General features: G+C 68.8%; 21 protein-coding genes and 3 tRNA genes. 4 read left to right on the top strand and 20 right to left on the bottom strand.

Features of this window, described 5'->3' with window-relative positions; translation table 11 throughout:
* Nucleotides 1-33: 33 nt before the first annotated feature.
* The 10 genes from ACWGJB_RS07280 to ACWGJB_RS07235 all read right to left on the bottom strand — a co-directional run bounded on the left by ACWGJB_RS07280 (nucleotide 34) and on the right by ACWGJB_RS07235 (nucleotide 13420).
* Nucleotides 34-3933 carry a DNA-directed RNA polymerase subunit beta' gene (locus ACWGJB_RS07280; RefSeq protein WP_453379257.1) on the bottom strand — a complete coding sequence of 1300 codons (3900 nt, stop codon included), beginning with the start codon at nucleotides 3931-3933 and terminating at the stop codon, nucleotides 34-36.
* 102 nt (nucleotides 3934-4035) lie between these two features.
* Nucleotides 4036-7521, bottom strand: coding sequence for a DNA-directed RNA polymerase subunit beta (gene rpoB, locus ACWGJB_RS07275; RefSeq protein ID WP_453379256.1), 3486 nt, complete (start codon nucleotides 7519-7521; stop codon nucleotides 4036-4038).
* A gap of 553 nt (nucleotides 7522-8074) precedes the next feature.
* Nucleotides 8075-8458: a 50S ribosomal protein L7/L12 gene (gene rplL, locus ACWGJB_RS07270; RefSeq protein ID WP_351694530.1), complete on the bottom strand. Its 384-nt coding sequence runs from the start codon at nucleotides 8456-8458 to the stop codon at nucleotides 8075-8077.
* A gap of 123 nt (nucleotides 8459-8581) precedes the next feature.
* Complete coding sequence (gene rplJ, locus ACWGJB_RS07265; RefSeq protein WP_351748947.1) at nucleotides 8582-9112, bottom strand: 50S ribosomal protein L10; 531 nt, start codon at nucleotides 9110-9112, stop codon at nucleotides 8582-8584.
* Between the two features lie 294 nt (nucleotides 9113-9406).
* Entirely contained in the window at nucleotides 9407-10267 is an 861-nt protein-coding gene (locus tag ACWGJB_RS07260) for a hypothetical protein (RefSeq protein WP_453379255.1), read from the bottom strand.
* Between the two features lie 239 nt (nucleotides 10268-10506).
* Nucleotides 10507-11232 carry a 50S ribosomal protein L1 gene (rplA, locus tag ACWGJB_RS07255; RefSeq protein ID WP_351748951.1) on the bottom strand — a complete coding sequence of 242 codons (726 nt, stop codon included), beginning with the start codon at nucleotides 11230-11232 and terminating at the stop codon, nucleotides 10507-10509.
* Nucleotides 11233-11313: 81 nt separating this feature from the next.
* Nucleotides 11314-11748 (bottom strand): 50S ribosomal protein L11, encoded by a 435-nt coding sequence (gene rplK / locus ACWGJB_RS07250; protein WP_037858373.1) that lies wholly within the window; start codon nucleotides 11746-11748, stop codon nucleotides 11314-11316.
* Nucleotides 11749-11986: 238 nt separating this feature from the next.
* Nucleotides 11987-12871, bottom strand: a complete 885-nt coding sequence (nusG, locus tag ACWGJB_RS07245) for a transcription termination/antitermination protein NusG (RefSeq protein ID WP_453379254.1) — start codon at nucleotides 12869-12871, stop codon at nucleotides 11987-11989.
* A gap of 80 nt (nucleotides 12872-12951) precedes the next feature.
* On the bottom strand, nucleotides 12952-13239 hold the full coding sequence (gene secE / locus ACWGJB_RS07240; protein ID WP_071385039.1) for a preprotein translocase subunit SecE: 288 nt from the start codon (nucleotides 13237-13239) through the stop codon (nucleotides 12952-12954).
* 108 nt (nucleotides 13240-13347) lie between these two features.
* Nucleotides 13348-13420, bottom strand: a tRNA-Trp gene (locus ACWGJB_RS07235).
* 262 nt (nucleotides 13421-13682) lie between these two features.
* Here ACWGJB_RS07235 and ACWGJB_RS07230 point away from each other — a divergent pair.
* Together ACWGJB_RS07230 and ACWGJB_RS07225 are read left to right on the top strand one after the other, a co-directional pair.
* Nucleotides 13683-14909: a pyridoxal phosphate-dependent aminotransferase gene (locus tag ACWGJB_RS07230; protein WP_453379253.1), complete on the top strand. Its 1227-nt coding sequence runs from the start codon at nucleotides 13683-13685 to the stop codon at nucleotides 14907-14909.
* Nucleotides 14910-15041: 132 nt separating this feature from the next.
* Nucleotides 15042-16082: an adenosine deaminase gene (locus ACWGJB_RS07225; protein ID WP_453379252.1), complete on the top strand. Its 1041-nt coding sequence runs from the start codon at nucleotides 15042-15044 to the stop codon at nucleotides 16080-16082.
* A 24-nt stretch (nucleotides 16083-16106) separates the two neighbouring features.
* Here the strand turns inward: ACWGJB_RS07225 and ACWGJB_RS07220 are convergent, their stop codons facing one another.
* Complete coding sequence (locus tag ACWGJB_RS07220; RefSeq protein ID WP_453379251.1) at nucleotides 16107-16775, bottom strand: hypothetical protein; 669 nt, start codon at nucleotides 16773-16775, stop codon at nucleotides 16107-16109.
* Between the two features lie 18 nt (nucleotides 16776-16793).
* Nucleotides 16794-17417 carry a TetR/AcrR family transcriptional regulator gene (locus tag ACWGJB_RS07215; RefSeq protein WP_453379250.1) on the bottom strand — a complete coding sequence of 208 codons (624 nt, stop codon included), beginning with the start codon at nucleotides 17415-17417 and terminating at the stop codon, nucleotides 16794-16796.
* Nucleotides 17418-17585: 168 nt separating this feature from the next.
* On the opposite strand from ACWGJB_RS07215, the gene ACWGJB_RS07210 reads away from it, so the two are divergent.
* Nucleotides 17586-18215, top strand: a complete 630-nt coding sequence (locus ACWGJB_RS07210) for an NAD(P)-dependent oxidoreductase (protein ID WP_453379249.1) — start codon at nucleotides 17586-17588, stop codon at nucleotides 18213-18215.
* Between the two features lie 60 nt (nucleotides 18216-18275).
* Here the strand turns inward: ACWGJB_RS07210 and ACWGJB_RS07205 are convergent, their stop codons facing one another.
* The 8 genes from ACWGJB_RS07205 to ACWGJB_RS07170 form a co-directional block, all read right to left on the bottom strand.
* Nucleotides 18276-19331 carry a UDP-N-acetylmuramate dehydrogenase gene (locus ACWGJB_RS07205; RefSeq protein WP_453379248.1) on the bottom strand — a complete coding sequence of 352 codons (1056 nt, stop codon included), beginning with the start codon at nucleotides 19329-19331 and terminating at the stop codon, nucleotides 18276-18278.
* A gap of 74 nt (nucleotides 19332-19405) precedes the next feature.
* Entirely contained in the window at nucleotides 19406-20848 is a 1443-nt protein-coding gene (locus ACWGJB_RS07200; protein ID WP_453379247.1) for a DHA2 family efflux MFS transporter permease subunit, read from the bottom strand.
* Nucleotides 20849-20940: 92 nt separating this feature from the next.
* On the bottom strand, nucleotides 20941-21522 hold the full coding sequence (locus tag ACWGJB_RS07195; RefSeq protein ID WP_453379246.1) for a TetR/AcrR family transcriptional regulator: 582 nt from the start codon (nucleotides 21520-21522) through the stop codon (nucleotides 20941-20943).
* 259 nt (nucleotides 21523-21781) lie between these two features.
* Nucleotides 21782-22210, bottom strand: coding sequence for a MaoC family dehydratase (locus ACWGJB_RS07190; protein WP_453379245.1), 429 nt, complete (start codon nucleotides 22208-22210; stop codon nucleotides 21782-21784).
* A gap of 7 nt (nucleotides 22211-22217) precedes the next feature.
* Complete coding sequence (locus ACWGJB_RS07185) at nucleotides 22218-22682, bottom strand: FAS1-like dehydratase domain-containing protein (RefSeq protein ID WP_453379244.1); 465 nt, start codon at nucleotides 22680-22682, stop codon at nucleotides 22218-22220.
* 117 nt (nucleotides 22683-22799) lie between these two features.
* Complete coding sequence (gene rpmG / locus ACWGJB_RS07180) at nucleotides 22800-22964, bottom strand: 50S ribosomal protein L33 (protein ID WP_003948671.1); 165 nt, start codon at nucleotides 22962-22964, stop codon at nucleotides 22800-22802.
* A gap of 89 nt (nucleotides 22965-23053) precedes the next feature.
* Nucleotides 23054-23126, bottom strand: a tRNA-Met gene (locus tag ACWGJB_RS07175).
* 44 nt (nucleotides 23127-23170) lie between these two features.
* Nucleotides 23171-23243 (bottom strand) — tRNA-Thr (locus ACWGJB_RS07170).
* A 287-nt stretch (nucleotides 23244-23530) separates the two neighbouring features.
* Here ACWGJB_RS07170 and ACWGJB_RS07165 point away from each other — a divergent pair.
* On the top strand, nucleotides 23531-24799 hold the full coding sequence (locus tag ACWGJB_RS07165; RefSeq protein ID WP_453379243.1) for an amidohydrolase family protein: 1269 nt from the start codon (nucleotides 23531-23533) through the stop codon (nucleotides 24797-24799).
* Nucleotides 24800-24874 lie beyond the last annotated feature (75 nt).

Genomic DNA, 24874 nt, shown 5'->3' with positions numbered 1-24874 from the left:
CATACCGGGGTGACCGCCCTTCGGAACCAACTACTACTGGTTGTACGGACCGTAGTCGTAGTCCTCCAGCGGAACGGCCTGGCCGGAGCCGGTGCCGAACGGCGAGTAGTCGATGTCGTCGTAGCCGACGGCCGAGTACATCGCGGCCTTCGCCTCCTCGGTCGGCTCGACCCGGATGTTGCGGTAGCGGGACAGACCCGTACCGGCCGGGATGAGCTTACCGATGATGACGTTCTCCTTGAGGCCGATCAGCGAGTCGGACTTGGCGTTGATCGCCGCGTCCGTGAGGACTCGCGTCGTCTCCTGGAAGGACGCCGCAGACAGCCAGGACTCCGTGGCCAGCGAGGCCTTGGTGATACCCATGAGCTGCGGACGACCGGAGGCCGGGTGACCGCCCTCCTGGACCACACGACGGTTCTCGTGCTCGAACTTCGAGCGCTCGACCAGCTCGCCGGGCAGCAGCTCGGCGTCGCCGGACTCGATGATCGTCACGCGGCGCAGCATCTGCCGGATGATGATCTCGATGTGCTTGTCGTGGATCGACACACCCTGCGAGTTGTAGACCTTCTGGACCTCGCCGACCAGGTGGACCTGGACGGCACGCTGACCCAGGATGCGCAGCACGTCGTGCGGGTTGGTGGCACCCACGGTGAGCTTCTGACCCACCTCGACGTGCTCGCCCTCGCTGACCAGGAGCCGGGCGCGCTTCGAGATCGGGAACGCCGTCTCGTCGCTGCCGTCGTCCGGGGTGATGACGATCTTCTTGGTCTTCTCGGTCTCCTCGATCCGCACGCGGCCCTGGGCCTCGGAGATCGGGGCGACACCCTTCGGGGTACGGGCCTCGAAGAGCTCGACGACACGCGGCAGACCCTGGGTGATGTCGTCACCGGCCACACCACCGGTGTGGAAGGTACGCATCGTCAGCTGGGTACCGGGCTCACCGATGGACTGGGCGGCGATGATGCCGACCGCCTCACCGATGTCGACCAGCTTGCCGGTGGCCAGCGAACGGCCGTAGCACATGGCGCAGGTGCCGACGGCGGACTCACAGGTCAGGACCGAGCGGGTCTTGACCTCGGAGACGCCACGGGCGACCAGTTCCTCGATGAGGACGTCACCGAGGTCGGTGTTGGCCGGAGCCAGCACCACGCCGTCGACGACGATGTCCTCGGCCAGCGCACGTGCGTACACGCTGGTCTCGACGTTCTCCGCCTTGCGCAGCACACCGTCCGCGCCGACCTCCGCGATGTGCAGCTTGAGGCCGCGTTCGGTGCCGCAGTCCTCCTCGCGGATGATGACGTCCTGGGAGACGTCGACCAGACGACGGGTGAGGTAACCCGAGTCGGCGGTACGCAGAGCGGTGTCCGCCAGACCCTTTCGAGCACCGTGGGTCGAGATGAAGTACTCCAGCACCGACAGGCCCTCACGGAAGGAGGCCTTGATCGGACGCGGGATCGTCTCGTTCTTGGCGTTCGACACCAGACCACGCATACCGGCGATCTGGCGCATCTGCATCATGTTTCCTCGGGCACCCGAGTCAACCATCATGAAGATGGGGTTCGTCTTGGGGAAGTTCTCGTTCATCGCCTCGGCGACCTCGTTGGTCGCCTTGGTCCAGATCGCGATGAGCTCCTGAGTGCGCTCTTCCTTGGTGATCAGACCGCGCTCGTACTGCTTCTGGACCTTCTCGTCCTGCGCCTCGTAGCCCGCGACGATCGCCTTCTTCGCCTCGGGGACGACGACGTCGGAGATGGCCACGGTGACACCGGAACGGGTGCCCCAGTAGAAGCCGGCCGCCTTCAGGTTGTCGAGCGTCGCCGCCACGATGACCTTGGGGTAGCGCTCCGCCAGGTCGTTGACGATCTCGCCGAGCTGCTTCTTGCCCACCGAGTAGTCGACGAACGGGTAGTCCTCGGGCAGCAGCTCGTTGAAGAGCGCGCGGCCCAGGGTGGTACGCAGCCGGAAGGTGTCACCGGTCTGGTACTCCGGCTCGCCCTCCTCGACGGCCGGCGGGGTCCAGCCGCGCGGCGGGATGGTGCCCACCGGGAAGCGGATGTCGATCGCCGACTGCAGCGCGAGCTCGCCGGCGTCGAACGCCATGATCGCCTCGGCGGTGGACCCGAAGGCCCGGCCCTCGCCCTTGACGTCACGCAGTTCGCCGTCGGTGGTGAGGAAGAACAGACCGAGGACCATGTCCTGGGTCGGCATCGTCACCGGACGGCCGTCGGCGGGCTTGAGGATGTTGTTCGAGGACAGCATCAGGATGCGGGCCTCGGCCTGAGCCTCCGCGGACAGCGGAAGGTGCACGGCCATCTGGTCACCGTCGAAGTCCGCGTTGAACGCGGTGCAGACGAGCGGGTGGATCTGGATGGCCTTGCCCTCGACCAGCTGCGGCTCGAAGGCCTGGATGCCGAGACGGTGCAGGGTGGGCGCACGGTTCAGCAGCACCGGGTGCTCGGCGATGACCTCTTCGAGGACGTCGTACACGACGGTGCGGCCGCGCTCCACCATGCGCTTGGCGGACTTGATGTTCTGCGCGTGGTTCAGGTCGACCAGGCGCTTCATCACGAACGGCTTGAAGAGCTCCAGCGCCATCGCCTTCGGCAGACCGCACTGGTGCAGCTTCAGCTGCGGACCGACGACGATCACGGAACGCGCGGAGTAGTCCACACGCTTGCCGAGCAGGTTCTGACGGAATCGACCCTGCTTGCCCTTCAGCATGTCGCTGAGGGACTTCAGCGGGCGGTTACCGGGACCGGTGACCGGGCGACCACGACGACCGTTGTCGAAGAGGGCGTCCACGGCCTCCTGGAGCATGCGCTTCTCGTTGTTCACGATGATCTCGGGCGCACCGAGGTCGAGAAGGCGCTTCAGGCGGTTGTTGCGGTTGATCACACGGCGGTACAGGTCGTTCAGGTCGGAGGTCGCGAAGCGGCCACCGTCCAGCTGCACCATCGGACGCAGGTCCGGCGGGATGACCGGGACGCAGTCCAGGACCATGCCCTTGGGGCTGTTGGACGTCTGCAGGAACGCGGAGACGACCTTCAGCCGCTTCAGGGCGCGGGTCTTCTTCTGGCCCTTGCCGGTGCGGATGATCTCGCGGAGCTTCTCGGCCTCCTCGTCGAGGTCGAAGGACTCCAGGCGCTTCTGCAGCGCCGCGGCACCCATCGAACCGTCGAAGTAGGTACCGAAGCGGTCGCGCAGCTCGCGGTAGAGCAGCTCGTCGCCCTCCAGGTCCTGGACCTTGAGGTTCTTGAAGCGGGTCCACACCTCGTCGAGGCGGTCGATCTCGCGCTGCGAACGGTCGCGCAGCTGCTTCATCTCACGCTCGGCACCCTCGCGCACCTTGCGGCGCACGTCGGCCTTGGCGCCCTCGGCCTCCAGCTCGGCCAGGTCGCTTTCCAGCTTCTTGGCGCGGGCCTCCAGGTCGGAGTCGCGGCGGTTCTCGACCTGCTGGCGCTCCACCGAGACGTGCGCCTCCAGGGAGGGCAGGTCGCGGGTACGGCGCTCCTCGTCGACGAACGTGATCATGTACGCCGCGAAGTAGATGACCTTCTCCAGGTCCTTCGGGGCGAGGTCGAGCAGGTAGCCCAGGCGCGACGGGACACCCTTGAAGTACCAGATGTGCGTGACGGGGGCGGCAAGCTCGATGTGGCCCATCCGCTCACGGCGCACCTTGGCGCGGGTCACCTCGACGCCGCAGCGCTCACAGATGATGCCCTTGAAGCGGACACGCTTGTACTTACCGCAGTAGCACTCCCAGTCCCGGGTGGGGCCGAAGATCTTCTCGCAGAAGAGCCCGTCCTTTTCCGGCTTGAGGGTGCGGTAGTTGATCGTCTCGGGCTTCTTGACCTCGCCGTGGCTCCACTGACGGATGTCGTCAGCGGTGGCCAGGCCGATCCGGAGCTCGTCGAAGAAGTTGACGTCGAGCACTATGCGTCAATCCCTCTCAGGGTTGTGAGTCTTTGGTCTGATACGGGGGCCTGGGGGTCGGCGGGGGCCTCACACGGTGGCGAGGCCCCTACCGGACTCCCGTCAGACCTCTTCGACGCTGCTCGGCTCGCGCCGGGACAGGTCGATGCCGAGCTCCTCCGCCGCGCGGAAGACGTCCTCGTCGGTGTCACGCATCTCGATGGACATACCGTCGCTGGACAGCACCTCCACGTTCAGGCAGAGCGACTGCATCTCCTTGATGAGGACCTTGAAGGACTCGGGGATGCCGGGCTCGGGGATGTTCTCGCCCTTGACGATGGCCTCGTAGACCTTCACGCGGCCGGTGACGTCGTCGGACTTGATGGTCAGCAGCTCCTGGAGGGCGTACGCGGCGCCGTAAGCCTCCAGCGCCCACACCTCCATCTCGCCGAACCGCTGGCCACCGAACTGGGCCTTACCACCCAGCGGCTGCTGGGTGATCATCGAGTAGGGGCCGGTCGACCGGGCGTGCAGCTTGTCGTCGACCAGGTGGTGCAGCTTGAGGATGTACATGTAGCCGACCGAGATCGGGTCCGGGAACGGCTCACCGCTACGGCCGTCGAACAGCCGCGCCTTGCCGGACGGGAGGACCAGGCGGTCGCCGTCGCGGTTCGGGATGGTGTGCTGCAGCAGACCCGCCAGCTCGTCCTCGCGGGCACCGTCGAACACCGGGGTGGCGACGTTGGTGCGCGGGGCGACCTGGTCGGCGCCGATGACCTGGAGACGCTGGGCCCACTCGTCGGCGAGGCCGGAGACGTCCCAGCCGCGGCTGGCGAGCCAGCCGAGGTGGATCTCCAGGACCTGTCCCGGGTTCATTCGGGACGGGACACCCAGCGGGTTGAGGATGATGTCGACCGGGGTGCCGTCCTCCAGGAACGGCATGTCCTCGATCGGCAGGATCTTGGAGATGACACCCTTGTTGCCGTGCCGGCCGGCCAGCTTGTCACCGTCGGTGATCTTGCGCTTCTGCGCCACGTACACGCGCACCAGCTGGTTGACGCCGGGCGGCAGCTCGTCGCCCTCCTCGCGGTCGAAGACGCGGACGCCGATGACCTTGCCGATCTCGCCGTGCGGGACCTTCAGCGAGGTGTCACGGACCTCACGGGCCTTCTCACCGAAGATCGCGCGCAGCAGGCGCTCCTCCGGCGTCAGCTCGGTCTCACCCTTGGGCGTGACCTTGCCGACGAGGATGTCACCGGCGACGACCTCGGCACCGATCCGGATGATGCCGCGCTCGTCGAGGTCGGCGAGGACCTCCTCGGAGACGTTCGGGATGTCCCGGGTGATCTCCTCGGGGCCGAGCTTGGTGTCACGGGCGTCGACCTCGTGCTCCTCGATGTGGATCGAGGAGAGGACGTCGTCCTGCACGAGGCGCTGCGACAGGATGATCGCGTCCTCGTAGTTGTGACCCTCCCACGGCATGAACGCCACGAGCAGGTTCTTGCCGAGCGCCATCTCGCCGTTCTGGGTGGCGGGACCGTCGGCGAGCACCTGGCCCGTGATGATCCGGTCGCCCTCGTTGACGATGACCTTCTGGTTGACCGAGGTGCCCTGGTTGGAGCGGGAGAACTTGGCCAGCCGGTAGGTGATGTAGGTGCCGTCGTCGTTGGCGGTGGTGATGTAGTCCGCGGAGACCTCCTGGACCACACCGTCCTTCTCGGCCTTGACCACGTCACCGGCGTCGACGGCGGAGCGGTACTCCATGCCGGTGCCGACGAGCGGGGACTCGCTCTTGATGAGGGGCACGGCCTGACGCATCATGTTCGCGCCCATGAGGGCACGGTTGGCGTCGTCGTGCTCCAGGAACGGGATCATGGCGGTCGCGACCGACACCATCTGGCGCGGCGAGACGTCCATGTAGTCCACGTCTTCACCGGCGACGTAGTCGACCTCGCCGCCACGGCGGCGGACCAGGACGCGGTTCTCGGAGAAGCGCATGTCGTCGTTGAGGCCGGCGTTGGCCTGCGCGATGACGAATCGGTCCTCTTCGTCGGCGGTCAGGTAGTCCACCTCGTCGGTGACCTGGTCGTCGACGACCTTGCGGTACGGCGTCTCGACGAAACCGAACGCGTTGACCCGACCGTAGGAGGCGAGCGAGCCGATCAGACCGATGTTCGGGCCTTCGGGGGTCTCGATCGGGCACATACGGCCGTAGTGCGACGGGTGCACGTCACGGACCTCGAAGCCGGCCCGCTCACGGGAGAGACCACCCGGGCCAAGAGCCGACAGACGGCGCTTGTGGGTGAGACCCGACAGCGGGTTGTTCTGGTCCATGAACTGGGACAGCTGGCTGGTGCCGAAGAACTCCTTGATGGAGGCGACGACCGGCCGGATGTTGATCAGGGTCTGCGGCGTGATCGCCTCGACGTCCTGGGTGGTCATGCGCTCACGCACGACGCGCTCCATACGGGCCAGACCCGTACGGACCTGGTTCTGGATGAGCTCGCCGACGCTGCGCAGACGACGGTTGCCGAAGTGGTCGATGTCGTCGGTCTCGACGACGATCGAGCCACCGCTGTCGCCGACCGTCTCGGTCTCGCCCGCGTGCAGCTTCACCAGGTACTTGATCGTCGAGATGATGTCCTCGACGGTCAGGATGCCGGCATCCAGCGGGGCGTCCGCGCCCAGCTTCTTGTTGACCTTGTAGCGGCCGACCTTGGCGAGGTCGTAGCGCTTCGGGTTGAAGTACAGGTTCTCCAGAAGCGTCTGCGCGGCCTCGCGCGTGGGGGGCTCGCCCGGACGCAGCTTGCGGTAGATGTCGAGCAGCGCGTCGTCCTGGCCCTGGGTGTGGTCCTTCTCCAGGGTGGCGCGCATCGACTCGTACTCGCCGAACTCCTCGAGGATCTGCTCGGTGGTCCAGCCGAGCGCCTTGAGCAGCACGGTGACCGACTGCTTGCGCTTGCGGTCGATACGGACACCGACCATGTCGCGCTTGTCGATCTCCATCTCCAGCCAGGCACCCCGGGACGGGATGATCTTGGCGGAGAAGATGTCCTTGTCGGACGTCTTGTCGATCGAGGAGTCGAAGTAGACACCGGGCGAACGGACCAGCTGCGACACCACGACACGCTCGGTGCCGTTGATGACGAAGGTGCCCTTGTTCGTCATGAGCGGGAAGTCGCCCATGAAGACCGTCTGGGACTTGATCTCACCGGTCTCGTTGTTGGTGAACTCCGCCGTGACGAAGAGCGGGGCGGCGTACGTGAAGTCGCGCTCCTTGCACTCGTCGATGCTGTTCTTCGGCGGCTCGAAACGGTGGTCGCGGAACGTCAGCGACATCGACCCGGAGAAGTCCTCGATCGGGGAGATCTCCTCGAAGATCTCCTCCAGACCGGACTTGGTGGGGACGTCCTGACCGGACTCCAGAGCCTCCTCGACCCGACTCTGCCAGGCGGTGTTGCCGAGCAGCCAGTCGAAGCTCTCGGTCTGCAGCGCGAGCAGGTTGGGAACCTCGAGAGGCTCCTTGATCTTTGCAAAAGAGATGCGCAGCGGGGCGGTGCTGGCGCCGTTGTTCGTATTCGCGTTCGAGGCAGTGCGCGAGGCGGCCAAGAGGGGGTCCTTCCGAGGGCTCGGACTCACTACGCGCTCCCCGGTCCCTTCCCGGACACAGAGACAGAAACCCCAAGTCAGAGGAGGTTCGGTCGTCGGCATTCGGGTGAGGGCAGACCCCTGGTGACGGGCAGGGGACAGCTAACAGGCAGCGCAAAGGGTCAGTGTAGCCACTTGGCACACTGATGTCCAGTCTCCATTTTCTGAGACCCTCGCCATCGTCAACGCCTGCGTCCTGCCTGCCCTCAACGCACGTTGATACTGCCCTCTTCGTCGCCGATCCATGCCTCGGATTCGGACCGTTTGGCGACGCGTCCTGAGAATTGCGCGCTGCGTGCGGTTCGTCAAGGCCCCCCTGCGCAAACCCGGTGCGCCAGGGACACGACGAAGATCACCATACCCCCCGCCGGAGCGGGTGCAAGGCAACCGTGGTCGGCCTCCCAGGAACGCCGAAGAGCGACCACCCGGATGGATGATCGCTCTTCGCGGTCCGCGCGTTACAGCCCCGAAGGACGTGTTTCAGCGCACAGAGGTCTGGTCGACCTCAGAGGCCTTACTTGACCTCGACGGAGGCGCCGGCGCCCTTGAGGGACTCGGCGGCCTTCTCGGCGGCGTCCTTGGCGACCTTCTCGAGGACGGGCTTCGGGGCGCCGTCCACGAGGTCCTTGGCCTCCTTCAGGCCGAGCGAGGTCAGCTCACGCACGACCTTGATGACCTGGATCTTCTTTTCGCCGGCACCGGTGAGGATGACGTCGAACTCGTCCTTCTCCTCCTCGACCGGGGCGGCGGCGGCCGGACCGGCCGGGCCCGCGACGGCAACCGCGGCGGCGGCGGTGACGTCGAACTTCTCCTCGAACGCCTTCACGAACTCGGAGAGCTGGATGAGGGTCATGCCCTCGAACTCGGCGAGCAGTTCGTCCTGGGTGAGAGCCACGATGGCTTTCCTTCCACTAATTCGGCTGGTGCCGGGATGTACATGTCTGGCGGGCGTACGTTCGGCCCGCTAACGACCTCTGCCTCGGGCGGGAAGCCTCAGGCGGCGGTCATTTCGGGAGCCGAATTACTCGGCACCGCCCTGCTCGTCCTGCTTGGCACGGAGCGCGTCCACGGTGCGGACGAGCTTCGAGGGAAGCGCCTGGAAGAGCTGAGCAGTCTGCGTCTGCTTGCCCTTCATGGCGCCCGCCAGCTTGGCGAGCAGAACCTCGCGGGACTCGAGGTCCGCAAGCTTCTTGATCTCGTCGGCGGACAGCGCCTTGCCGTCAAGGACACCGCCCTTGATGACGAGGTTCGGGTTGTCCTTGGCGAAGTCACGAAGACCCTTCGCCGACTCCACCGGGTCACCGGTGACGAAGGCGACCGCCGTCGGACCGTTGAACAGGTCGTCGAGCGTGGAGATCCCGGCCTCGTTGGCCGCAATCTTGGTCAGCGTGTTCTTCACCACGGCGTACTGGGCGTTCTCACCGAGCGAACGGCGCAGCGTCTTGAGCTGCGCCACGGTGAGACCCCGGTACTCGGTCAGCACGGCGGCGTTCGAGCTGCGGAACTGCTCCGTCAGCTCGGCTACCGCGGCAGCCTTGTCGGGCCTTGCCATAGAGCGTCGGCCTCCTTCCGGGTGATGAGGACCGCTCAGAAGGGGCTGGGAAAACGAAACGCCCCGGCGCAGGCGCACGGGGCGTAGCTCGACCGATCACACACACCTGAGCGCGTGTCCCGGGAGTACTTCCACAGTCACCTGCGCGGGTCGTCCGCGGTTCAGCGGATCCTTCGGCCACCGCGCCCTCTTACGAGCACACGGCAACGACCAGCGGTCTTTGGCTTCGTTAGGAGAGTACGGGACCGGTGCACTGTCGAGCAAATCCGGCCCTACGACGTTGCCGTGCGGGGCTCAGGAGGCGGTGCCGTCCAGCTTCTTCAGCAGTGTCCTGAAGTCCTCGGTGTCGCCGGCCGGGGGCCGCTCGGCGCTGACCCGCACGCCGTAGTCGCTGTAGTAGGCGGTCTGGGTCAGCGCGCCGTTCGCCGTGGCGGCCTTCTCGACCTTCTTGACCAGCAGGTCCTTGTCGTCGACCCAGATGTCGACGGTCTCGGTGCCGACGCCGGCCTGGGTGAACTGGTCGCGCAGCTCGCTCTGGCCGCTCAGGTCGGAGACGCTCACCGTGCCCGAGTAGTGGGTGGTGTGCACGCCGGAGACCTGCTCCTCGCCGGTCCTGCGTACGTCCCCGGAGGCGAGCAGCAGTCGTACCGACCGGTTGGGCGTGGTGTTGCGCATCAGGTCGGTCATCATCGCGCCCGAGCCGCCGCCCAGGGTGGCGAGGTAGTCGTACGGGTACTTGATCCAGTGCCTGCCGCCCAGCCTGCGGGCGAAGGCGGGGCCGACCTTGGCGTAGTAGGCGTCCTGGAGGTAGCGGGTCTCCAGGGACGTGGAGTCGAGGCTGCGCATCAGGTCGGCGGTGCTGCCGCCGGTGTAGGTGATGGTGAGCGTGCCGGTGAGGCCGTCCGTCCAGCCGAGGGCGCCCTCGGCCTTCGTGGACATCAGCGAGCCCAGGGCCGTGGTGGAGCGCACCCGCACCGACCGTGCCCGGTGCGTGGACCGCTCGGCGGAGCGCAGAGCGGCGAGGGCGTGGACCTGAGGGGCGGTGCCGCTGCCCTCGGGGTCCGGGCCGGACGCGGAGGTGCAGGCGGCCGCCCCGGTCAGCGTGGTCGCCACCGCGATCGCCAGAGCCGCCCGGCGCACCCTCGACCTCGTCATGTCGGCCCACCCCCTACGAGTCCCGCAGCCCTGACGCTAACCCAGGCCACTGACAGCCGTGGCGGAAGCCCACCGAAGGCCGGGCCTGCGCACCCGGGAGAACAGGGCGGGCCAGTGCGCGTGGAAGCAGAGCGGTCCCGGCACCGGAAAACGGGACGGGCCCCGCAACCCTCTCGGGTTGCGGGGCCCGTCCTGGTGCTGACGCGTCCCTGACGCGGCTGCCGGACCGAGCGCGGGGCTCAGACGGCGGCCGGGTCCTCCTCGGTGAGGAGGTTGCGGGTGCGGTTCGAGTCGACCGGGATGCCGGGGCCCATCGTGGTGCTGATGGCGGCCTTCTTGATGTAGCGGCCCTTGGCGGCGGACGGCTTCAGACGGAGGATCTCCTCCAGCGCGGCGCCGTAGTTCTCCACCAGCTTGTCGTCGTCGAAGGACGTCTTGCCGATGATGAAGTGCAGGTTCGAGTGCTTGTCGACGCGGAACTCGATCTTGCCGCCCTTGATCTCGGTCACGGCCTTGGCGGTGTCCGGGGTCACGGTGCCGGTCTTCGGGTTCGGCATCAGACCACGCGGGCCGAGGACGCGGCCGAGGCGGCCGACCTTGCCCATGAGGTCCGGGGTGGCGACGACGGCGTCGAAGTCCAGACGGCCCTTCGCCACCTCGTCGATCAGTTCGTCGGCGCCGACGATGTCGGCGCCCGCGGCACGCGCGGCCTCGGCACGGTCACCGGTCGCGAAGACCAGGACCCGGGCGGTCTTGCCGGTGCCGTGCGGGAGGTTCACGGTGCCACGGACCATCTGGTCGGCCTTGCGCGGGTCGACACCCAGACGGAAGGCGACCTCGACGGTGCCGTCGAACTTGGTCGTGGAGGTCTCCTTGGCGAGACGGACGGCCTCGAGCGGGGCGTACAGCTTCTCCCGGTCGATCTTCTCGTCCGCAGCGCGAAGGGCCTTGCTGCGCTTGCTCACAACTTGCTCCTGTGGGTTCTGAAGGAGTCGTGGTGTACGGGCCGAGCAGGCCCTACCACGGTGGTTCTACGAAGGTGGGGTTCAGCCCTCGACCGTGATGCCCATGGAACGGGCGGTGCCGGCGATGATCTTCGACGCGGCGTCCAGGTCGTTGGCGTTCAGGTCGGGAAGCTTGGTCTGGGCGATCTCCCGGACCTGCGCCTCGGTGATCTTGGCGACCTTGGTCTTGTGGGGCTCGCCGGAGCCCTTCTCGACACCAGCGGCCTTGAGGATCATCTTCGCGGCCGGCGGGGTCTTGGTGACGAAGGTGAAGGAGCGGTCTTCGTAGACCGTGATCTCGACCGGGATGACCCAACCGCGCTGCGACTCGGTCGCGGCGTTGTAGGCCTTGCAGAACTCCATGATGTTGACACCGTGCTGACCGAGCGCGGGGCCGACCGGCGGGGCCGGGTTCGCCGCACCGGCGTTGATCTGGAGCTTGATAAGCCCCGTGACCTTCTTCTTCTTGGGAGGCATAGCTCTCCGGGTCCTTTCCATTCGGGTCCTGCCCACATCCGGGGACCACCCGGACACAGGCATACCGCACAACGATAACGGGTATGGATGCGCGGCCAAAAACGAAGAGGTCAGGGGGCTCGCCTAGGAGCCGACCCTGACCCGTCCCACCAGGGGCGCGGGGCTGCATCGAATATGCAGCTACCGCCGCGGGGGGCGCGACCAGCCCCCACGCACCCGCAGCCGACGAACTACCGACTCAGTTCTTCTGAATCTGGTCGAACGAAAGCTCGACGGGCGTCTCACGCCCGAAGATCTCCACCAGACCCTTGACCTTCTTGGAGTCGGGGTTGATCTCGTTGATCGTCGCCTGCAGCGTGGCGAACGGACCGTCGGTCACCGTCACCGAGTCGCCCACCTCGAAGTCCAGCACCTGGACCTCGACCTTGCGCTGCGGCGCCGGCTTGCCCTCGGCCTCCGCCGCCTCGCGCGCCGCCTTCTCCTCGGCCTCCGGTGCGAGCATCTTGACGATCTCGTCCAGGGTCAGCGGGTAGGGGTCGTAGGCGTTGCCGACGAAGCCGGTGACACCCGGGGTGTTGCGGACGACGCCCCAGGACTCGTTCGTCAGGTCCATGCGGACGAGCACGTAACCGGGCAGCTTGTTCTGCTTGATGGTCTTGCGGTCGCCGTTCTTGATCTGGACGACCTCTTCCTGCGGCACCTCGGCCTGGAAGATGTAGTCCTCGACGTTCAGCGAGACGGCGCGCTGCTCCAGGTTGGTCTTCACGCGGTTCTCGTAGCCGGCGTAGGTGTGGATGACGTACCACTCACCCGGCAGCAGACGCAGTTCCTCGCGGAGCGCCTGGACGGGGTCGACCGGCTCGGCGGGCTCTTCCTCAGCGGCCTCTTCGGCCTCGTCGGCGTCTTCCTCGGCAGCCTCGTCGGCCTCTTCCGCGTCGACGGCCTCGTCCTCGTCCTCGACGTGGACCGCGGTCTCCTCGGCCGGCTCCCCCAGTTCGGCCTCTGCAGCCTCGAACTCGTCCTGCTCGTCCGCGCCCTCGACGATGTCGAGCTCGTCGTCGACCGTCTCGGCCGCCTGCCCGCGGGGCTCGGTGGCGTCGTCGTTCAGGTTCGGGTCAGACACGATGGCTGCTTCTTCCTGGATACATAGGGGTGGAACATGCGAAAACGGGCGCCGGTACCACGGCGCCCTTCGCTCTGTGCTCAGCCGAAGACGTACTTGGCAGCGTGGTTGAGTCCATAGTCAATCACGGTCACCAGAGCGATCATGATGGCGACGAAGAAGATCACCACGGTGGTGTACGACGTCAGCTGGTTACGAGTCGGCCAGACGACCTTGCGGAGCTCCGCGATGATCTGGCGATAGAAGGTGGCAAGGCGCTTCAGCGGGCCCTTCTTGGCACGCTTACCGCCCTTGCGGGCCTTCTTCTTGGACTCCGACACCTCGTCCTGGGCATCAGGCGTATCGATGGAGCCCACGGCGTCCGTCATTCATCCTCACCTGATCCCGGGTCGTGGCCGTGCCGCGCCCGGTTCCTGAGCCGCACGGCGGTGCAATGCTTGTACGTACATGCGCACACATCCTGGCGGTGTGTGTAGCAGGGCCGGAGGGACTTGAACCCCCAACCGCCGGTTTTGGAGACCGGTGCTCTACCAATTGAGCTACGACCCTTTGCTGTGTCCCCCAACGTACCGCATCCGGCCGAGTGCTCGGAGTGCACCCGCTCGGTCGCGCCTGCTGAAGGCCAACGAGGAGAGAGTGTACGTGGTCCGCGGCGCCGCGTCGAACAGAAAGTGGCAGTCCGGCGCGACCGTACGGAAGATCGTCCTGGCCGGGGGCGGGATCCGCACGCTTGTTCACGGTCCGGCCCGTGGTTGTTCAGTCTGTGAAACCGGCGTGCCAGGCAGGTTTCCGGTCTGAAACGATGGGCCCCATGAGCGCTGCAACCCCTCCCACCGAGCGCCGGGTCTCCGCCCGAGTCGGCGCGATCTCCGAGTCCGCCACCCTCGCCGTGGACGCCAAGGCCAAGGCCCTGAAGGCCGCCGGGCGCCCGGTGATCGGCTTCGGTGCCGGTGAGCCCGACTTCCCGACCCCGGACTACATCGTCGACGCCGCGATCGAGGCCTGCAAGAACCCGAAGTACCACCGGTACACGCCGGCCGGCGGTCTGCCCGAGCTGAAGGCCGCGATCGCCGCGAAGACGCTGCGCGACTCCGGCTACGAGGTGGACGCGAGCCAGGTCCTCGTCACCAACGGCGGCAAGCAGGCGATCTACGAGGCCTTCGCCGCGATCCTGGACCCGGGCGACGAGGTCATCGTCCCCGCCCCGTACTGGACGACGTACCCGGAGTCGATCCGTCTCGCCGGCGGCGTCCCGGTGGAGGTGGTCGCGGACGAGACGACCGGCTACCGCGTCTCCGTGGAGCAGCTGGAGGCGGCGCGCACGGAGAAGACGAAGGTCGTGCTCTTCGTCTCCCCGTCCAACCCGACCGGCGCGGTCTACAGCGAGGCCGAGACCGAGGCGATCGGCCGCTGGGCCGTCGAGCACGGCCTGTGGGTGCTGACCGACGAGATCTACGAGCACCTCGTCTACGGCGACGCGAAGTTCACCTCGCTGCCGGCGATCCTGCCCGAGCTGCGTGACAAGTGCGTCGTCGTCAACGGTGTCGCCAAGACGTACGCGATGACGGGCTGGCGGGTGGGCTGGGTCATCGGCCCCAAGGACGTCGTCAAGGCGGCCACGAACCTCCAGTCGCACGCCACCTCGAACGTCTCCAACGTGGCCCAGGTCGCCGCCCTGGCCGCCGTCTCCGGCGACCTGGCGGCCGTGGCGAAGATGCGCGAGGCCTTCGACCGGCGCCGCAGGACCATCGTGCGGATGCTCAACGAGATCGACGGCGTGGTCTGCCCGGAGCCCGAGGGCGCCTTCTACGTGTACCCGTCGGTCAAGGCGCTGCTCGGCAAGGAGATCCGCGGCAAGCGCCCGGCCTCCTCGGTGGAGCTGGCCGGGCTGATCCTGGAGGAGGCCGAGGTCGCGGTCGTACCCGGTGAGGCCTTCGGCACGCCCGGCTACCTGCGGCTGTCGTACGCGCTCGGCGACGAGGACCTCGCCGAGGGCGTGAGCCGGATGCAGAAGCTGCTGGCCGAGGCGCAGGACTGACCCTCTTTCCGCGCTCCACGCGCGCGTGCGGGCCGTTTCCCTACCGGGAGGCGGCCCGTTCGCGTGTGCGAGCAAGGCCACTAAAGGGGAATCGGCTACCGGTACGGCGGTCGCGTACGGCAGGATCCTGGAATGGAGCACGTACGTGATGTCTCTGAGCTGCCGAAGGCTCATCTGCATCTGCACTTCACCGGTTCGATGCGGCCGGCGACCGTCCTGGAACTGGCCGACAAATACGGCGTACGCCTTCCCGAGGCGCTGACCGACGCCCTGACCAGCGGCGAACCACCAAGACTGCGGGCCACCGACGAACGCGGCTGGTTCCGCTTCCAGCGGTTGTACGACGCCGCGCGCTCCTGCCTGAGAGAGCCCGAGGACATCCGACGGCTGGTCCGGGAGGCCGCCGAGGAGGACATCAAGGACGGCTCGGGCTGGCTGGAGATCCAGGTGGACCCGACGTCCTACGCCCCCAGGCTGGGTGGGCTGATCGCGGCCCTTGAGATCATCCTGGACGCGGTGGAGACGACCTCCCGGGAGACGGGCCTCGGTATGCGCGTCCTGGTGGCCGCGAACCGCATGAAGCACCCGCTGGACGCGCGCACGCTCGCGCGGCTGGCCGTGCGGTACGCGGACCGGGGTGTGGTCGGCTTCGGGCTCTCGAACGACGAGCGCCGGGGTATGGCACGGGACTTCGACCGGGCGTTCCACATCGCGCGCGAGGGCGGGCTGCTGGCGGCCCCGCACGGCGGCGAGCTGACCGGGCCGGCGTCGGTGCGGGACTGCCTGGACGATCTGCACGCCTCCCGGATCGGGCACGGCGTGCGGGCGGCGGAGGACCCGCGGCTGCTCAGGCGTCTGTCGGAGCGGGGCATCACCTGCGAGGTGTGCCCGGCCTCCAACGTGGCCCTGGGCGTCTACGAGAAGCACGAGGACGTCCCGCTGCGCACGCTCTTCGAGGCGGGCGTCCCGATGGCGCTGGGCGCCGACGACCCGCTCCTGTTCGGCTCCCGCCTGGCCGCCCAGTACGACATCGCGCGCGTGCATCACGGTTTCACGGACGCCGAACTGGCGGAGCTGGCGCGGCAGTCGGTACAGGGTTCGGCGGCGCCGCAGGACGTGAAGGCGAGGCTCCTGACAGGCGTCGACGAGTGGCTCGCCGCGCCGGTTTCCTGATCGGGGTCTTCGCCAGGGCCTTCGTCAGGGCCTTCGGAACTGGGTGTACGGCGGGTACGCCTTGAAGCAGACCAGCACCTCGACGGGGTGCCCGCCGCCGGGCGGCTGTCGCAGCCCCCACAGCCCCGACAGCAGTGCCGAGTGTCCCTCGGCCACCCGCTTCTGCCGGGGCCCCCAGCCGGCCGTGTAGGCCAGGGACATGGCGGTCTCGGCGAAGGCGTCCCGGCCGCCGAAGAGGAAGAAGGTGTTCGCGTGGGTGGTATGCCGTAGCTCGTCCCTGCGGTCGTGGTACCGCCACCGCGCGCGCCAGGCGGCGGCGTCCCGCGCGGTGCGCGCCTCGTCGGTGCGGACGGTGAGTGAGACGCCGCCGTGCCGCAGCCGCCGGCGCAGCCCGGGCCACTGCGAGGCGCGCAGGCCGAGCGGGCCGTGGGCCAGGACGAGATCGACGAGCGGCCCCTGCCCCTCGTCGGGCGGCACCCCGTCCCGCAGCGGCACATGGACGATCGTGTGCGGTGAGTGGGCGGCGAACGAGAACAGCCCGGCGAGCCGGTTGAGCCCGTCGTGGTCGCCCATGAGTGTGCCGACGGGCGCGGGTTGGCGCAGGGAGGTGTGGCGCAGGGGCTGTCGGGGCTGGACGACCCGGTACTCGTGCGGGCCGGTGCGGGGCCGGAACTCGCGGAGTCTCAGCTGCATGGGGCGTGCCTCATGGCATCAGGATCGCGGGCGGCCGGGATCCTCGGCAACGGAGATTCCGTCGAGCAGGGTGCGGACGAGCCGGGCGGCGAACGTGTCCAACGGGGGGCGTTGGCCGGTCGGGGTCGCCTCGAAGGCGAAGACGCGCTGTACGCAGGCGCCGAGCAGCAGGGAGGCGGCGGCGAAGGTGTCGGCGCCCTGGCGGATCCGGCCGGCGGCCTGTTCGGCGCGCAGATAGGCGTCGAGGGCGTGGATCGGCACATGCGGGCCGGCGCCGATCGTCCGCAGCTGCTCGTCGAGCCGGTGTTTGAGCTGTTTCTCGGCGTAGAGGGACGCGGCGATCGGGAAGCTCTCCTCGTAGAAGAGCGCGGCCTGGTGCGCGATCCGGGTGAGGTTCTCCTCCAGGGAGCCCCGGCCGGGTTCGTGGGAGAGCTCGCCGAGCAGCGGGATCAGCCGGGGCAGCCGCTCGGACAGGACGTGCACGAACAGCTCTTCCTTGCTGGGGAAGTACTTGTAGAGCGCCGCCTCGGAGCAGCCGGCCGCCCTGGCGATCTCCTTGGTGGTGGTGCGGGCTAGCCCGGCGGTGCGCATCAGTTCGTGAGCGGCGTCGAGGATGCGGACGCGGGCCGGTTTCTGCTGCATGACGCCCAAGGATCACATGCCCTTTCCTGCGGGTGCGACGGATGTCCCGAAGAGCCTTGACGGGTAGGTGAGTGCTTACCCACTCTAGAGACAAGCAGGGGTGAGTGAGTACTCACCCACCCCTGGCGCACGCCTACGCACGCGATGCATGAGTACACGGGAGCAGTCATGAACCTCACTGTCTTCGGCGCGACCGGCGGGATCGGCCGGGAGATCGTCCGCCAGGCGCTGGCGTCCGGTCACCGGGTCACGGCGGTCGTTCGCGACCCCGCCAGGCTGACCGTGACCGGCCCCGGCCTGGAGGTGGTCCGCGCGGACCTCAGCGACGCCGAGGCGGTCCGCCCCGCGGTCGCCGGCCGGGACGCGGTCCTGTCGGGTCTGGGCCCGCGTGGCCGGGGGGACGCCGGGGTCGCCGCTCGCCTGACCCGCACGGTCCTGGCCGCGATGCAGGCCGAGGGGGTACGGCGCCTGGTCGTGGTCAGCGCGGGCCCGGTGGGCCCGGAACCGGCCGACGGCCTCCTGGACCGCACCGCGCGCGGCCTGGTCGGCAGGGTCCTCAAGCCGGTCTACGACGACCTGCGTGAGATGGAGGCGGAGCTGTCCGGCAGCGGCACCGACTGGACGTCGGTGCGCCCGCCCCGCCTTCAGGACAAGCCCCTCACAGGCACCTACCGCACGGTGATCGGCGGCTTCCCGGCGAAGGGCCGCTTCATCGCACGCGCAGACGTGGCCCACGCGATGCTGTCGATGATCGAGGACGCGGGAACGGTGAAGCAGGGAGTGGGCGTGGCGTACTGAAGCGGCCCGCAAGAGGCGGAGGCTGCGCCGAATGCGGCCCCGCACCCCTCAGTACGGCCGCTACAGGCTCACGCCCACGGTCACCGGCTCGTTGACTAGCGTCACACCGAACGCCCTGTGGACACCGGCGACGACTTCCCGCGCCAGCTCCAGCAGGTCCTCGGTCGTGGCCCCGCCCCGGTTGGTCAGCGCCAGCGTGTGCTTGGTGGAGATCCGGGCCGGCCCGCTGCCGTACCCCTTGCCGAACCCGGCCTTGTCGATCAGCCAGGCCGCCGAGGTCTTGGTACGCCCCTCCCCCGCCGGGTAGGCGGGCGGCTCGGCCCCGTCCCCGAGCCGCTCGCGCACGCGTGCGTGGAAGTCGGCGAGCTGCTCGTCCGTGAGGATCGGGTTGGTGAAGAAGGACCCCGCCGACCAGGTGTCGTGGTCCTCGGGGTCGAGCACCATGCCCTTCCCGGCGCGCAGTTCGAGTACCGCCTCGCGCGCGCGGGCCAGCGGCGCCCGGTCCCCCTGAGCCACTCCGAGTGCCCGCACGGCCTCGGCGTACCGCACCGGCGCCGACAGCCCGCCGGCGTCCTCCAGCCCGAAGCGCACACGCAGGACGACATAACGCTCGGGGTCGGCCTTGAACCGGCTGTGCCGGTACGAGAAGGCGCACTCCTCGTTGGCCAGCGTCACCGTCTCGCCGGACCGCCGGTCGTAGGCGACGACCTCGGTGATGGTCGAGGAGACCTCCTGGCCGTACGCCCCGACGTTCTGGATGGGCGTGGCGCCCGCGGACCCCGGGATCCCGGCGAGGCACTCGATGCCCGCGAGACCCGCCTCGACGGTGCGGGCGACCGCGTCGGTCCACACCTCGCCGGCCGCCAGCTCCAGCGTCGTACCGCGCGCTTCGAAGCCGGTGGTGGCGATGCGCAGGGCAGTGCCGTCGAAGCCCTTGTCGCCGATGACCAGGTTCGAACCGCCGCCGATGACCAGCAGCGGGGTCCCGCTGTCGTCGGCCTCGCGGACGGTGGCGATCACCTCGGCGTCGGTGGTCGCGGTGACCAGCCGGGTGGCGGGGCCGCCGAGCCGGAAGGTGGTGAGGGGGGCGAGGGGGGCGTCGTGGAGTTCCTGCACGCGCCCAAGACTACGAGACGTCACCGACACTCCCTCCGCGCTCTCCCCGTCACGAGCCGCACGCGCGCGTGGAGTCAGCTGCCGACACTCTCCAGAGCCAGGGCCGGTTCCCCCTCGGTCACCGTCCGCGCGGCGCGGCGGCGGCCGGGGATGAACAGGGCGGCGATCCCGGCGAGGGCGACCACGGCGGAGCCGGTGACCAGGGCGGGCCGCAGCCCGTCCACGAAGCTCTGGGCGCTCTCGTAGCCGCCCTGGGCGGCGAAGATGGACGACATGACGGCGATGCCGAGTGCGCCGCCCACCTCACGCAGCGCGTTGTTGGCGCCGGAGGCGATGCCCTGTTCCTGCGGGCGCACGGCGGACATCACGAGGTTGGCGGCGGGGGCGAAGTACAGCGCCATGCCGATACCGCTGATGATCAGACCGGGCAGCTGGACGCCGTAGGAAGCGTGGGCGGTGACCACGGAGGCCATGTAGCCGAGCCCGGCGGCCTGCAGGAAGAGTCCGGCGGCGGCGACCGGGCGGCCGCCTATCCGGTCGGAGAGGATCCCGGCGATCGGTGCGACGAGCATCGGCATGCCGGTCCAGGGCAGCATCCTGAGGCCCGCCTCGGTGGGCGAGTAGCCGAGGACACCCTGCATGTACTGGCTGAGCAGGAAGATCGAGCCGAACATCCCCAGGAACATCAGAAGGCTGGCCGCGTTGATCCCGGAGAAGGCGCGGGAGCGGAAGAGCCGCATCGGCAGCATGGGGTTCTTGGCGCGGCTGCCGTGGATGACGAAGCCGACGAGCAGGGCGCCGCCCGCGAACAGCCCGGTGAGCACGAGGGAACTGGTCCAGCCGTCGGCGGGCCCGCGCACCAGGCCGTAGACGATCCCGAAGAGGCCGCCGCTGGCGAGCAGGGTGCCGGGGAAGTCGAGCGGGGCGCCGGCGCCGTGGGACTCGGCGAGACGGAGACGGGCGAGCGGCAGCAGAGCGAGGCCGAGCGGGACGTTCAGCCAGAAGATCCAATGCCAGGACACGTGTTCGGTGAGGCTGCCGCCGATGAGCGGCCCGGAGGCGACCGCGAGTCCGTTGACGGCGCCCCAGATGCCGTACGCCATCCCGCGCCTGGCCTCCGGCACGGCCGCCGTCAGCAGGGTGAGCGTCAGCGGCATCATCACGGCCGCGCCGACACCCTGCACCGCGCGGGCGGCGATCAGGGAGTCGATGCCGGGCGCCATGGCCGCAGCGGCGGAGGCGCCGGTGAAGACGGCGAGCCCGGCGAGGAAGAGCCGACGGCGGCCGAAGCGGTCACCGAGAGCCGCGCCGAACATCAGCAGGACGGCGAAGGTGAGCGTGTAGGCGCTCACGGTCCATTCGAGGTCGTCCAGGGCACCGCCGAGGTCCTTGCGGATGGAGGGCAGTGCTGTGGTGACGACGAGGTTGTCGAGGGCCGCCATGAATCCGGCGACACTGGTGATGACGAGGGCCCATACGGCGCCCCCACGACGTGCGGTCTCTTTCTCTTGTGACATCGCTCCCCCAGAGCGTCCTGCGTGGATTAGTTATTGATCACTAATTTTCTGGCCCACGAAAAGGCCCGGGCCGGGACGGCGAACCGCCCCCCTCACCCGTCGCTGCACTTCTCCAGCCGCCCGGTGGTCCCGGCGTCCGGGTACATCCCCTGCCAGACCCGGTGCCCGGGCGGAAACCCCATGGCCGCATAGGTATTGATGAGCATCCCTTTGGCCAGGAAGGTCGTGGTGCGGTCGACGTCCGCCCCTGAGAGCAGATGGACGGTGTCCCACAGCCGCCCCCAGCCGGCCCGCACGAGCTCGCCGAACTCGTGCTCGCCCTCCGCCTCGGCGGCCGCGACGGTGATGTACGTCTGCATCTGCATCTGGAGCCGCTCCGGCCGCTCCTGGATGAGCTGCACATACGCGTCACCCATGGCGTACAGGGCCTCTTCGCCCCGCAGCCCCTCGGCCGCCTTCTCGAAGAGCTCGCGCATCTCGTCGATGCAACGCTGCGAGGCGGCGGCGAAGATCGCCTTCTTGCCCGGGAAGAGCCGGAAGAGATACGGCTGCGAAACCCCGACCCGCTTGGCGATCGCCTCGGTGGAGGTGCCGTAGTAGCCCCTCTGCGAAAACTCGGCGATCGCCGCACGGACGACACTCTCGCGCCGTTCCTCAGCACTCATCCTGACCATGCGATGAAGTTAGTACTCAATCACTAACCAAGTCAAGGAGCCGGGAACGCCATCTCCTCCCGGCCCGTTTCACAGGTAGGGGGCCACACATGCGTAAGGGGCGCCCCGCAATGGGAAGCGCCCCTTACCGAGCGGTAGAACTCACCGACCGGGTCGGGGAACTCACCGGACCGAGCCGTCGAACCCCCTGGACCGGACCGTCGAGCTCACCGGACCGAGCCGTCGAACCCCCTGAACCGGACCGTCGAACCCGCCAGGCTCAGCCCAGCCGTACGACCGCCCGTGACATGCCCAGCACCTTCTGGCCCGCGCTGGTCGCCGTCAGGTCGACGCGCACGGTGTTGTCGTCGAGCTTGGCCGCGACCTTGCCGCTGACCTCGATGAGGGCGCCCTGGTCGTCGTTCGGGACGATGACGGGCCGGGTGAAGCGGACCCCGTACTCGGCGACCGCACCCGGGTCGCCGGTCCAGTCGGTGACCACGCGGATCGCCTCGGCCATGGTGAACATGCCATGCGCGATGACGCCCGGCAGGCCCACCTCCTTGGCGAACTTCTCGTTCCAGTGGATGGGGTTGAAGTCCCCGGAGGCGCCCGCGTACCGCACCAGCGTGGCGCGGGTCACGGGGAAGGTCTGGGCGGGCAGTTCGGTGCCGACCTCGACGTCCTCGTACGCGATCTTCGACGTCATCGGATCCTCACGCCTCGCCTTCTTCTACGTCCGCCGCGCGGGCCACGAGCTTGGTCAGGGCGCTCACCACGAGTTCGCCCGCCTCGTCGTGGACGTCGCCGCGGATGTCGATGACGTCGTTGCCCGCGAGGGACTTGACGGCCTCGATCGTCGAGACGACGGTCAGGCGGTCGCCGGCACGCACCGGACGCCGGTAGGCGAACTTCTGGTCGCCGTGCACCACCCGGCTGTAGTCCAGGCCCAGCTGCGGATCCTCGACGACCTGCCCGGCCGCGCGGAAAGTGATCGAGAAGACAAAGGTCGGCGGGGCGATCACATCGGAATGACCGAGCGCCTTGGCGGCCTCCGGGTCCGTGTACACGGGGTTGGTGTCGCCGACCGCCTCGGCGAACTCACGGATCTTCTCCCGGCCCACCTCGTAGGGCTCGGTGGGTGGGTAGGTCCGTCCCACGAAGGACTGGTCGAGCGCCATTGGCCCGGCACCTCCTGATGTCTGCTGTGATGTCCCACAAACTAGCGGGAAAGCCAACTGCCGAAACGCCGTGAGGCCGCCCCCAAGTCGGGGACGGCCTCACGAACGAGCCTGTTTTTATCGCGTTTCGCGGTGCGCAGTGTGCGCGTTGCAACGCGGGCAGTGCTTCTTCATCTCAAGACGGTCCGGGTTGTTACGCCGGTTCTTCTTGGTGATGTAGTTCCGCTCCTTGCACTCCACGCAGGCCAGCGTGATCTTCGGGCGGACGTCGGTGGCAGCCACGTGAGTGCTCCTAAGACGAACGGATGGACTGATTCAACGCAAAAAGAGTAGCCGATCGAAGGACCGACCCCGCAATCGGCTACTGTCAGTAGCGGTGACCGGACTTGAACCGGTGACACAGCGATTATGAGCCGCTTGCTCTACCGACTGAGCTACACCGCTTTGATGAGATCAGTCCCGCCTCGCGACGGGACCTCTCACACCAGAGCCCCAATACGGAATCGAACCGTAGACCTTCTCCTTACCATGGAGACGCTCTGCCGACTGAGCTATTGGGGCGAGCGATGAAGACATTACACGCTCGGCCGCCGTTCACCCAAATCCGTTTCCCGCCGCTCCACCGGGCCCCTTCCGCCCGGCTCACGGCAGCCTCTCGGGCCCCTTCAGACGCTCCTCACGCGCGCGTGCCGAAGCCGTTCCCGGCCGGTCCGACGAGGTTCCCGACCGGTCCGACGAGGCCGGTACGACTATTGCGCTCCTCCCCGCCCCGCACTGTTCGTCACCCTAGGCTCGACTCACTCTGCGTGATCTTGAGTCCCCGCCCGGACCGACCTTCCTGGAGCGCGATGCCTGACAGCCAGCCGCAGCCGCCCTCGTCGTCGTCCAACTCCCCGGGCTCCTCGGGACAGTCCGAGCCGACCGGTCTCCTGCTGTGCGGGGCACGGCTCACCGACGGCCGGACCGTGGACGTACGGCTGGGCGGCGGGCGCATCGAGGCGGTCGGTACGGCCGGCAGCCTGGCACCGGGTCCGGCCCGCGCGGGCGGCGCGCGCGTGGACCTCAGCGGCTACCTCCTCCTGCCGGCCCCGGCCGAACCGCACGCTCACGGTGACACCGCACTCTCCGCCGATCGCGGCGGCCCCGTCTCGTACGACCCCGACGACGTCCAGCGCCGCGCCACCGAGGCCGCCCTGCTGCAACTCGGCCACGGCGCGACGGCGGTACGCGCGCACGTGCGCGTGGGCGACGTCCAGGGTCTGGCCGCCCTTGCCGCCGTTCTCCAGGCGCGCCGTTCGCTGCGCGGGCTCGCGGAGCTGGCGGCGGTCGCGATGCCGCGCGTGCTGACCGGGGTGGCCGGCGCGGAGGGGCTGGCGATACTGCGGGACGCGGCGAAGATGGGCGCGTCGGTGCTGGGCGGCTGCCCGGACCTGGACCCCGATCCCACGGGCTATGCGGAGGCCGTCCTGGAGGTGGCCTCCGAGCACGGCTGCCCGGTCGATCTGCACACGGACGCCGTCGACCCGGCCCGGCTGGCGAGACTCGCTGCGATGGCGGGGGGCATGCGCCCCGGCGTGACGCTCGGCCCGTGCGCCGGGCTCGCGCGCCTGCCCGCCGAGGCGGTCGCCCGGGTCGCGGACCAGCTCGCCGCGGCCGGTGTCACGGTGGTGTGCCTGCCCCAGGGCGGCTGCGGCTCCGTCGACCGCCGCGGCACGGCCCCGGTACGGCTGCTGCGCGCGGCCGGGGTGCGGGTCGCCGCCGGCAGCGGCGCCCTGCGCGACCTGTCGAACCCCGTCGGCCGCGGCGACCCCCTGGAGGCCGCCTACCTCCTGGCCTCCCGCCACGGCCTGCGTCCCGAGGACGCCTACGACACCGTGAGCGCCTCCTCCCGTGCCGCCCTCGGTCTTCCCGAGGTCCGTGTCGAGGCCGGCTTCCCCGCCGAACTCCTCGCCGTACGCGGCGACCACCTGGCCGGCGCCCTCTCCCTCGCCTACAGCCGGATCGTGGTGCACCGGGGGCGCGTGGTGGCACGCACGAGCGCGGTCCGCGAGTACTGCAACTCGGCGGCGACAGCGGAGCTGGGGCTGCCTCGGCAGGGGCGGGGCGAGGTGTCCTGAGGGGGGCGCCTGGGGCGGAAGCGCCGGGGCGCGTGTCGCGGGGCGCGAGCGGGCGCTGAAGTGGAGGGACCGCCG

This window comes from Streptomyces sp. NPDC054813 (assembly GCF_053611365.1).
This window is presented reverse-complemented; position numbering and strand designations above follow the sequence as displayed.

Coding starts and splice junctions, on each gene's coding strand:
- rplJ (WP_351748947.1), bottom strand. CDS start 9,112: ATGGCAAGGCCCGACAAGGCTGCCGCGGTAGCCGAGCTGACGGAGCAG.
- ACWGJB_RS07260 (WP_453379255.1), bottom strand. CDS start 10,267: ATGACGAGGTCGAGGGTGCGCCGGGCGGCTCTGGCGATCGCGGTGGCG.
- rplK (WP_037858373.1), bottom strand. CDS start 11,748: ATGCCTCCCAAGAAGAAGAAGGTCACGGGGCTTATCAAGCTCCAGATC.
- secE (WP_071385039.1), bottom strand. CDS start 13,239: ATGACGGACGCCGTGGGCTCCATCGATACGCCTGATGCCCAGGACGAG.
- ACWGJB_RS07230 (WP_453379253.1), top strand. CDS start 13,683: ATGAGCGCTGCAACCCCTCCCACCGAGCGCCGGGTCTCCGCCCGAGTC.
- ACWGJB_RS07225 (WP_453379252.1), top strand. CDS start 15,042: ATGGAGCACGTACGTGATGTCTCTGAGCTGCCGAAGGCTCATCTGCAT.
- ACWGJB_RS07220 (WP_453379251.1), bottom strand. CDS start 16,775: ATGCAGCTGAGACTCCGCGAGTTCCGGCCCCGCACCGGCCCGCACGAG.
- ACWGJB_RS07215 (WP_453379250.1), bottom strand. CDS start 17,417: ATGCAGCAGAAACCGGCCCGCGTCCGCATCCTCGACGCCGCTCACGAA.
- ACWGJB_RS07210 (WP_453379249.1), top strand. CDS start 17,586: ATGAACCTCACTGTCTTCGGCGCGACCGGCGGGATCGGCCGGGAGATC.
- ACWGJB_RS07200 (WP_453379247.1), bottom strand. CDS start 20,848: ATGTCACAAGAGAAAGAGACCGCACGTCGTGGGGGCGCCGTATGGGCC.
- ACWGJB_RS07195 (WP_453379246.1), bottom strand. CDS start 21,522: ATGGTCAGGATGAGTGCTGAGGAACGGCGCGAGAGTGTCGTCCGTGCG.
- ACWGJB_RS07190 (WP_453379245.1), bottom strand. CDS start 22,210: ATGACGTCGAAGATCGCGTACGAGGACGTCGAGGTCGGCACCGAACTG.
- ACWGJB_RS07185 (WP_453379244.1), bottom strand. CDS start 22,682: ATGGCGCTCGACCAGTCCTTCGTGGGACGGACCTACCCACCCACCGAG.
- ACWGJB_RS07165 (WP_453379243.1), top strand. CDS start 23,531: ATGCCTGACAGCCAGCCGCAGCCGCCCTCGTCGTCGTCCAACTCCCCG.